The following is an 8,695-nucleotide window of genomic DNA, read 5'->3' on the forward strand; positions in this document are numbered from 1 at the left end:
CTAATGCCTCTTCTCCTAAGCCAAGCATTATATTTGAAAGAAGAGTATCTATTATAAAGCCTTTCAGCTAATTGTTTATAATGCAGAGCTCTCTCAATATGCGTTTCAAACCTATATTCGCTTTTTCTATTACCTACAACTATTTGTTTTTCATTAACATCAACAGCTAGAACGCTTTTAGGATCATACTTAGCTGGCTCAGGCGCACGTTTATATATCTTAAGAATAAACTTACCATCTTTAAGTAACAACCTAGCCTCTTTGTTTTGGTAGCTGTCATATCTCCTATCCAAGCCAATAATTTTAAGCCTATAGCCTCCCAATAGCTCTACATAATCACCTTTAATTCTATAGCTATGCCCATATGTTAACCAAATCCTAAGATTATTAGCTCTGGGTATCTTGCCCTTGTCGAGATTCCTAAGCCAAGACTTAGCTATAGCAATAGCCTCTCTAAACATGAGAAAGGATTCAGCCCATCCTTTATGCCGGGAAGGAGGTCAGCATAATGAATTATAATAATTCTTTTCTTATTAAAAAAGATTCTTAAAAGATAAAGTCAAGTTTAAGGATAGATTTTTATTTAATTCAAATCACGTATAGAGAAGGAGAGAAAAGGGTGCAAATCATGGCAATTGACAGTATATCTAAAATTACTTTAATTGAAGTATTGCAAAATATGGCCCAAGATATTCAAAATATATCTGCTACACTATTAACTAAAATGCATGAAAATGCAACAAATGAATATATAGAAAAATTTTACAGACAAGATCTAATGTCGGTAAAAGACAGAATTTCAAGAAATAAAGATAGGATATTTGATTACTTAGCAAGTGGCAGATTGGAATTAATTTCCTATAAGGAATTTTATATAAATTCCTCTCTTCAAATGGAATGTGCTATTAGTAAATTAGAAGCAGGCATTTATAGATTATTACTTTCATATAGTATTGATAAAAATAATGATAGTGAAGTTCGTAAAACGATAGAAGGTTTAATTGGAGAAATATACAGTTCTTCTCAATCATTGGTTGATCTTTTAAGGTCAATATCTACTGGAACCAAAGGTAACTCAGAAAAAAGAAAGATCATAGAAGAAAGGTTTAATAAAATAAGTGAATCAGAAGGAAGAGGGGATATCATATATAGAGAAGGCCTAGCAAGAGTTTTAGTAAAATACTCAAACACTCCTTCAAGGCTAATATCATTTAAAGAAACAATTGAATATCTTGAAGATTGCATAGATTGTATATATAATGCATCTGTTTATATAAAATTAATAGGGTTCAGTGGGCTAGCATAATGCCGATTAAAGCTTTTTTTATTAATGGAGTAGTAATTATAAACAATATAGAAGATTCAAGAAAGGTATATTTTTCAGGATATTTTGGAAAACCCATAAATGCTGAGAAAGTTAAGGTAGATACTGATATTACGTCTCCTTTAATATTAAATTCATTCGAGGCTTTATATTTAATTGAGAAGGGTTTAATAGATTTATATTATGATAATAAAAAAGTTGAAAGTCTAGATGAAGCTAAGAAAATCTTAAATATAACAGATAGAAGAGAAAAGCAGTATATTATTTATAGGGATTTAAGAAATAAGAATTTAAAAGTAAGATCTGGACTTAAGTATGGTTCAGATTTTGTTGCATATAGGTTAGGTCCGGGTTTGGAGCATGCACCATTTATAATACATTATCATGACATAGACGAAAAGTTTGATCCAATAGAATTGGTAAGATCTGGAAGGCTAAGTCATAGTGTAAAGAAAGACTTTATAATATCTTCTCTTAAAGATAAAAATAAAACAATATACATAATATTTAAATGGTTTAAACCGTAATATATAATAGGGTAAACCAGAAAACGTAGTCATAAATATATGAGGTGTATGTATTGGTATCAAATATATCAGGCCCGTCAAGGCAAGGGCATGACCAAAGAGACCAAAATAAAAATGATTTGGGTGTGCAGCAAAGCAGGGAAATTAAACCAAGACCTATTGGAGATAAATGTAATCCTCTTTGTCCGTTTTTCAAATGTGGTCAGAAGGCCTTGAGGTTTTCAACAGATCATTATAGGGGTAGACCAATAAAAGTAGCTATGTGCGCTTGGATCGGAGACAAATGCATAGGCGCATCTTGCAGATATGCATATTGTGAAAAGAAGGCTATGTTACCTGATGGTAGATGTGCATTTGCTGTTGAAAACCAACCAAAGAAAATGAAATCATTTGAAGAAGAGTTGAGCGAAGTAGATGATATAGATTTACCAGATGGATTTAAGAGCCTTCCAAAGAAGAAGATTTAGGATCCCACCTTTTATAAAAATTATTTTGTATATTTAATGCATCTAATATTTTTCCTACCATAAAATTTATCATGTCATCAATGCTGCTCTTATTTGAATAAAATCCAGGAGATAAAGGCATTATTATACCACCATATCTTGAGATTTTTAATAAGTTAATTAGTTCTGATGTTCCCAAAGGTGTTTCTCTAAATGCTATTACTAAAGGTCTTTTTAATCTGAGATGAGCTAATGCTGCCCTTGATACCAAGTTCATAGGAATTCCATTTGCAATTAATCCAACAGTTTTCATACTGGCTGGGCATATTACCATACACTTTGATATATTACTTGAGCTAGCAAGTGGGGAATTAAAGTTATTTTCATCATATACTTCTCCATAGCTCCTTAAAATTTTTATATAAACGTCTTCACTAATACCTTCTTCTGCCTTTGCTACTTCTATTGAACCTTTAGAATATATTATTCCTTTTATGTTAATCTTTAATTTATTAATAGCGTCTAGTAATTTAATTCCATATATAATTCCGCTTGCACCTGTTAATGCAACGCTAATGCTTTCGCAACTCATCAAGGACAACTCCATTTGTGTTTTTAATGTTCCCCTTATATATTATTAAAAAAGGGATTAAAAATGAATAAGTATGAGGGTATTAGTTATTCTAATGTTGGAGTAAAAGTTAGGCTAAGCAGAATTTTAAAGAATGATAGGGTAGTTATATTTGCATTTGATCACGGATTAGAGCACGGACCTAGCGATTTCCAAGAAGACAGATATTTAGCGAAAACGATTTTAGAAAAGGTTGTAAGGGCTGGAGTAGATGCTATTATGTTGTTGCCAGGAATGGCAAGGTTAACATATGATTTATGGGCTAATAAAGTTTCATTAATTGTTAAGTTAACGGGAAAAAGTGATATTAGACCGCCTGAGAAACATTATTTACAATCAGTTTTGGGCACTGTTGAAGGAGCAATATCTTTAGGAGCTGATGCAATAGCAGCAACAGTATATTGGGGTAGTGATTATGAAAATGAAATGATATCAAGCTGGTATGAAATAAAGGAAAGTGCTAACTATTATGGGATGCCTTTATTACAACTTGCATATCCAAGAGGATCCACAATAAAGAACAGGTATGACCCTCAAATTGTTATGTATGGTGCCAGAGCAGCGGCAGAAACTGGAGCAGACCTTATAAAAACATATTATACCGGAAACAAGGAAACTTTTTCAAAGGTTGTTGAAATGGCTCAAGGAGTACCAGTAGTGATGAGCGGGGGAGCTGTAAGGGAAAAGCCTATAGAATTTCTGGAAGATGTCTATAATGTTATATTGGCTGGAGGTAGTGGGGTAGCTGTAGGAAGGAATGTATTTAGAAGTAACAACATAGAGGGTATGGCAAGAGCTGTAATGAAAGTAGTTCATGATAATAAAACTCCGGAAGAAGCAGCTAAAGAACTAGAAAAATAATTTATTAATTATTTGAATAGCATGTTTTTAAATGTTTAGTTTATCTGTTTAGAAGGGAGTAAACATGTCAAATTCAAAAACAATAGATATAACATCAGTTGGTCATGCATTAATGGATTTGAGGTTTATTGTAGAGAAGTTTGCTAGTCCAGATGAAGAAGCAGATATATTGGAACAATCAACAGGTCCGGGCGGCTCTGCAGTTAATGTAGCCTTAAATGTAAGGAAGCTAGGTGGAAACTCAGCCATATTAACCAAGGTTGGTTTGGATACTTTTGGGAGATCAATAGTTGAAGATTTAATGAAGTCTAAGGTAGATATTTCAGGGCTTAAGATATGCTTCGGAGAAACGGGCTTTTCAATAGTTATGATAGATCGATCAGGGAACATTTCAATATATGGGTATAAAGGTTGTGCGGAAAAGCTTGAGCCAAAAGATATTGATAATGAAGTTATCTCTAAATCAAAAGTTATACATATAGCTAGCTTAAGGCCTGACACATCTATTAAAGCTTCAATTGTGGCTAAGGAAAACGAATCATTAGTTTCATGGGACCCTGGAAGAAGGCTTAGTATGAGAGGACTTAAAGAATTAAGAGGATTAATAAAACTGGTTGATATAATAATGTTAAATGAACAGGAATGTAAAAACTTAACGGGTTTAGATAATCCTGAGAAATGTAGTCAAACACTTAAAACTATTGGACCCGAGAATGTCATAGTTAAAATGGGTCCTAAAGGAATTTATGCAAATACGAATGATTTTGTTGGTTATATGCCAGCATTTAAGGTAAAAGAGATTAGGGATTCAACAGGTAGTGGAGATGCATTTGCAGCGGCTTATTTGCTAAGCTTAACTAGGGGAATGAAAACGGTAGAATCATTAGAGTTTGCTCAGGCAGTAGCTGCTTTAAAGGTTACTAGATTAGGTGCAAATGCGATACCTACACAGGAAGAAGCTATGGAATTCATTAAAAAACAAAAGGAATTAAGAGAAGAAAATCAAACTGGTACAAATTCATAGGTTAAATATCCTTCGGGTTCTCTCTTAACTATTTCAAGCTTAACTTTCATTCCTATCCTTAATTTCTTAGGATCTGTTTCTCTGACCCATGCCAATACTTGAACTCCATTTGAGAGCTTAGCTATTCCTACAGTATAGTCATTATAATGTGAAAAGCTGAAAGGCTTTGTAGTAATTATGGTATATGTTGTTAATTCTCCATCTTTTGGTAATTCAACCCATTCAACTTCGCTATCTAATGAAGAAGGACAGTCAACTTGTGGTGGGAATAGTATTTCTCCAGTTTTAACGCATTTTGTAGCCAATAATTTTCCTTCGGATAGTGACTCAAAAAACTTTCTAGTTTTTTCAACACTTATCATGAACTTAAGCGTTAACTCTCTCTGATCATACCAAATTGCTACATTAGTCTTTGGATCTACTATCATAGGTAATCCTACACTTGATTTCATAGTGTTTGCAAAAGATTCCATTTGCTTTAAGAATTCTATTGCTTCCTCTTTCTGAGATTTAGGCATATCTATCACCTCAATCTTTAGGTTTATCTAATCCCAATATTGTTACGTAGGCATAATGACCTGTTCCCCCGACATTATGGGCAATTGCTCTTCCATTTTTTATTGTGGCTTGCCTTCCTTTGTCAGCTTTGTTTAATAATTGCTTAGAAAGCTCTGCCACCATGCTTACGCCAGTAGCTCCTATAGGATGTCCTTTTGCCTTTAAGCCACCGCTCAGGTTAACTGGTATTAAACCTCCTATGTACGTTTGTCCCTCCTTAACTAGCTTATATCCTTCTCCTCTCTTTACAAATCCTAGATCTTCGTATGCCATTATTTCTGCAATTGTAAAACAATCATGAACTTCAGCCACATCAAAGTATTTTGCAGTGTTCTCATTTTCTAAACCTGCTTTTTTATATGCCATTTTTGCAGCTATGCTTGCAGCTTCCAAACCTGTAAAGTCATTTCTCTTTGATAAGTTTGCACTTCCTGAGGCAGCACCTACAGAATGTATCCATACGGGTGAGTCAGTTATTTTCTTAGCTACTTCTTCGCTTGCTAGTATAACAGCTGCGCTTCCATCAGTTATAGGCGAAGCGTCAAAGAGCTTTAGAGGCCATGCTATATATCTGCTGTTCATGCAAGTTGGTAAATCTATCTTTCTTTGGAACTGAGCTTTCGGATTAAAGCTTGCATAATAATGGTTCTTTATAGCAACCTGGCATAAATCTTCTTCTGTAGCACCATATTTTGACATATAGGCTGTTGCATATAATGCGTAATATCCTGGAAATGTAAGGCCGAAATTTTCAAATTCCCAGAAGTAGTTCCCGGCTCTGCCTATAAATTCGACCACAGTAGGAGTAGGGCTTTCGTTCATTTTCTCCACTCCTACTGCCATAGCTATATCAACCTGACCTGATGATACTGCATTGTATGCATTGTATACAGCTGAACTACCGCTTGCGCAAGCTGCTTCTACCCTATACAGGGGCTTGCCGGTAAGGCCTGCATATTCTGAAACAACAACAGCTGGTAGAGGTTCTCCGCTCCAGCCTCCTACATTGGAAACTGAAACGTATTCAACATCTTTTGCTTCTAGATTTGCGCTCTCAAATGCCTGCTTTATTGACTCCCATGCAAGTTCCGCTATATTTACATCATTTCTTATTCCAAATTTCGAATGACCTATACCTACAACAGCTACCTTTCTTCCCACTTTATACACCTCTGTATTAAATAATTAAATGAGCGTTTATATTCTTCATATTATTATGTTTATTATAGTTCAAAATGAAACGTTTATAATCTTTTATATAAATTTTTAATTTGAATATATATTAATTTATTTAATGAATTAAATTCGTTTATAAAATTAAGTAATTCATTAAGAAAAAACAAGTAATATTAAAAGGAATATATAAATATGCTAAATGACCTTTTATTAACTAATACATTAATATAAGATTAATTATTCTTTATAATAAAAAATGGGTGAAACAGAGTTAGGCGTGGCTTAACGCCGATCAGCGATGACCTGTTTAGGGCGCTGCTCAAATTCATCGACGTCTATGAGTATGCCAGTCTGGTTGGCTCGGCACCTCCGCTAGTCGATGCTACGCCCGAAAACGTTATTCGTGTTGTTAAGAAGGCAATTGTGGACAAGTTCTTTAGGAACTTGTTATTCGACATGCTTAGGCAGGCCTTCGGCAACAAATTCTGTGAGTATAGGACATCCTGGACTGTGAGGGAGGCTGATATTGGGGAGTTCATCAAGGCCAAGAGGTTGAGGGGGCTTAGGGAGAAGACCATTAGAGACCACGTCCACTATCTGCGCCTAGTCCTCAGCAACCTTAATTTGACGCTTAGGCCCGAAGGAGTCAGTGAGCTTCTGGCTGGCTTGAGGGAAGAGGGCTGAGGGACACCCTAAAGGGCACCGTGAGGACCAGGCTGCCCATAGTGGCGGCCGCCGACCTCGCGGGCGGCTCCGCGCTGTTTGCTCTTGCAATAGGCGTGACGGGCGTCAACAGATCCATGGTCATAGTTGGCTCCATGCCCCTCATAGCGCAGGCGATAACCTGGGCATCAGGCTCTGAGAGGCCGTCGGCCTTTGAGGTGGCGGGGGCCGCCCTCGTGACGTTAGCGGTGGCCCTGGCCTTTACGTGAGAGCATCGAGGTCAAAGTCCTGGTCGACCCTAAGGGCACCACTGACTCAGAGGAACACGACAGGGTCATTAGGGAGAGAGGGCTTACAGGCGTATGGTGTCGGCATGCCTGGTGGCGCTAAGGGGATTAGAGGTTATCAGAGGTGCACGGTTAGCCGTGCAGAGGCGCTACGGCGATCCAACAGTGCTGTTAACATGGTAGCTTCTCGGCCCTGGGCCCTTTTTCATATAAATATAAATACCACGATTTTTACTTTCCTTCTGGTGGTCCTAATTGAATATGCATAGAAGGAAACTTGTGGGCCTAGCGGCCTTCGCCATGACAGTCCTCATCGTCCTGTCCTTCGCGGCGTTGCCTACAGGCCGGGCGCCGTCCTACGCGGTCTTCCCGCCAGTTCACGGCAAGCACGTGGCTAAGGGCGCTTACGTCAACCCATACCTCTACTACACATCGCCACCAGCCCCGACTGGCATAGATGACTTCGGCCTCTACAACTACACCAGCACAGGAGGCCCCATCATACCCTACACAATAATGACTGACAAGGTCCTCGGCTACGCCAACGTGACCAGCCTGCTGGCACACTACCAACAGGCCAGGAGGTACGGGGTCAACCCCTACTCCGCGACCCTCCAGCTTAACGTCGTCCTCCAGGTCAACACCACCAGCGGCACCTACGCCTACTGGCTCCAGGACGTGCCGAGCTTCCAGACCAACAAGAAACAGGTGACGTTCATAGACAACATATGGAACCTGACGGGCAGCAAGTCCGTGCTCTCCTCCTCAGCGGTCTCCGGCAGCGGAAAGGTGGCCTCAGCGGGCTCAGGCAACACCTTCTACTACGACGTCGGCCCCTCCTACACCTACAGCTTCCCCTTCGCCTTCGTCCTTGTCATAAACGTGTCGTACACGTCTAACGCCGTCTACATATGGTTCGGCTACGAGACGCTTCAGAGCGGTAAGCCCGCCAGCTCACCCCAGTACTATTACTACGACAAGGTTAAGATATCCCAGCCCGACATAATGTCTGCAGCCATATACATAACCGGCAACAGCTACACGCCCGATGGCCTCTACTACGACGCTGAGCTCGTGTGGGGAGGGGGCGGCAACGGGGCCCCGACCCAGTTCGTGAACCTCAACTCAACGCTCGGCCTCTACTATGTGAACTCCACCGGGAGGCTGACGCCAATGCCCTCTCTCTACACCTTCGGCT

At 38.7% G+C, this 8,695-nt stretch carries 11 protein-coding genes and 2 pseudogenes; 9 read left to right on the forward strand and 4 right to left on the reverse strand.

The genetic code is table 11. The annotated features are described in order from the left end of the window. A pseudogene (locus tag RXO53_RS06775) lies at window positions 1-461 on the reverse strand (RNA-guided endonuclease TnpB family protein); the annotation flags it as partial. A 167-nt stretch (window positions 462-628) separates the two neighbouring features. Between RXO53_RS06775 and RXO53_RS06780 the strand changes: the two are divergent. Genes RXO53_RS06780 through RXO53_RS06790 form a run of 3 tightly spaced genes read left to right on the forward strand, consistent with a single transcriptional unit; the run spans window position 629 to window position 2,318 of the window. Further along, window positions 629-1,306, forward strand: coding sequence for a hypothetical protein (locus RXO53_RS06780; RefSeq protein ID WP_410713479.1), 678 nt, complete (start codon window positions 629-631; stop codon window positions 1,304-1,306). Then, window positions 1,306-1,851 carry a tRNA-intron lyase gene (endA, locus tag RXO53_RS06785; RefSeq protein ID WP_410713480.1) on the forward strand — a complete coding sequence of 182 codons (546 nt, stop codon included), beginning with the start codon at window positions 1,306-1,308 and terminating at the stop codon, window positions 1,849-1,851. Before RXO53_RS06780 ends, endA begins: the two co-directional genes overlap by 1 nt. Window positions 1,852-1,904: 53 nt before the next feature. After that, complete coding sequence (locus RXO53_RS06790; protein ID WP_410713481.1) at window positions 1,905-2,318, forward strand: hypothetical protein; 414 nt, start codon at window positions 1,905-1,907, stop codon at window positions 2,316-2,318. Here the strand turns inward: RXO53_RS06790 and RXO53_RS06795 are convergent. Beyond that, the gene (locus tag RXO53_RS06795) at window positions 2,290-2,889 is read right to left on the reverse strand and encodes a UbiX family flavin prenyltransferase (RefSeq protein ID WP_410713482.1); all 600 of its coding nucleotides are present in this window, start codon (window positions 2,887-2,889) and stop codon (window positions 2,290-2,292) included. The two genes, RXO53_RS06790 and RXO53_RS06795, sit on opposite strands and share 29 nt — an antisense overlap. Before the next feature lie 63 nt (window positions 2,890-2,952). Between RXO53_RS06795 and RXO53_RS06800 the strand changes: the two genes are divergently transcribed. Continuing rightward, entirely contained in the window at window positions 2,953-3,789 is an 837-nt protein-coding gene (locus RXO53_RS06800; protein ID WP_410713483.1) for a 2-amino-3,7-dideoxy-D-threo-hept-6-ulosonate synthase, read from the forward strand. 64 nt (window positions 3,790-3,853) lie between these two features. Continuing rightward, complete coding sequence (locus RXO53_RS06805; protein ID WP_410713484.1) at window positions 3,854-4,813, forward strand: carbohydrate kinase family protein; 960 nt, start codon at window positions 3,854-3,856, stop codon at window positions 4,811-4,813. On the opposite strand, the gene RXO53_RS06810 is transcribed toward RXO53_RS06805, so the two are convergent. Together RXO53_RS06810 and RXO53_RS06815 are read right to left on the reverse strand one after the other, a co-directional pair. Further along, on the reverse strand, window positions 4,792-5,331 hold the full coding sequence (locus RXO53_RS06810; RefSeq protein WP_410713485.1) for a Zn-ribbon domain-containing OB-fold protein: 540 nt from the start codon (window positions 5,329-5,331) through the stop codon (window positions 4,792-4,794). The genes RXO53_RS06805 and RXO53_RS06810 overlap by 22 nt on opposite strands. Window positions 5,332-5,341: 10 nt before the next feature. After that, window positions 5,342-6,532, reverse strand: a complete 1,191-nt coding sequence (locus RXO53_RS06815; RefSeq protein WP_410713486.1) for a thiolase domain-containing protein — start codon at window positions 6,530-6,532, stop codon at window positions 5,342-5,344. A 438-nt stretch (window positions 6,533-6,970) separates the two neighbouring features. Here RXO53_RS06815 and RXO53_RS06820 point away from each other — a divergent pair, with 438 nt between their 5' ends. The 4 genes and pseudogenes from RXO53_RS06820 to RXO53_RS06835 form a co-directional block, all read left to right on the forward strand. Further along, window positions 6,971-7,231 carry a hypothetical protein gene (locus RXO53_RS06820; RefSeq protein WP_410713487.1) on the forward strand — a complete coding sequence of 87 codons (261 nt, stop codon included), beginning with the start codon at window positions 6,971-6,973 and terminating at the stop codon, window positions 7,229-7,231. Window positions 7,232-7,272: 41 nt separating this feature from the next. Next, window positions 7,273-7,479 (forward strand): hypothetical protein, encoded by a 207-nt coding sequence (locus RXO53_RS06825; RefSeq protein ID WP_410713488.1) that lies wholly within the window; start codon window positions 7,273-7,275, stop codon window positions 7,477-7,479. Window positions 7,480-7,495: 16 nt separating this feature from the next. After that, window positions 7,496-7,680, forward strand: a pseudogene (locus RXO53_RS06830) (hypothetical protein); the annotation flags it as partial. Between the two features lie 78 nt (window positions 7,681-7,758). Continuing rightward, the coding region (locus tag RXO53_RS06835) for a thermopsin (protein ID WP_410713489.1) at window positions 7,759-8,695 on the forward strand (937 nt) is incomplete at its 3' end.

It is taken from the genome of Caldisphaera sp. (assembly GCF_046536515.1).
GTDB lineage: Archaea > Thermoproteota > Thermoprotei_A > Sulfolobales > Acidilobaceae > Caldisphaera.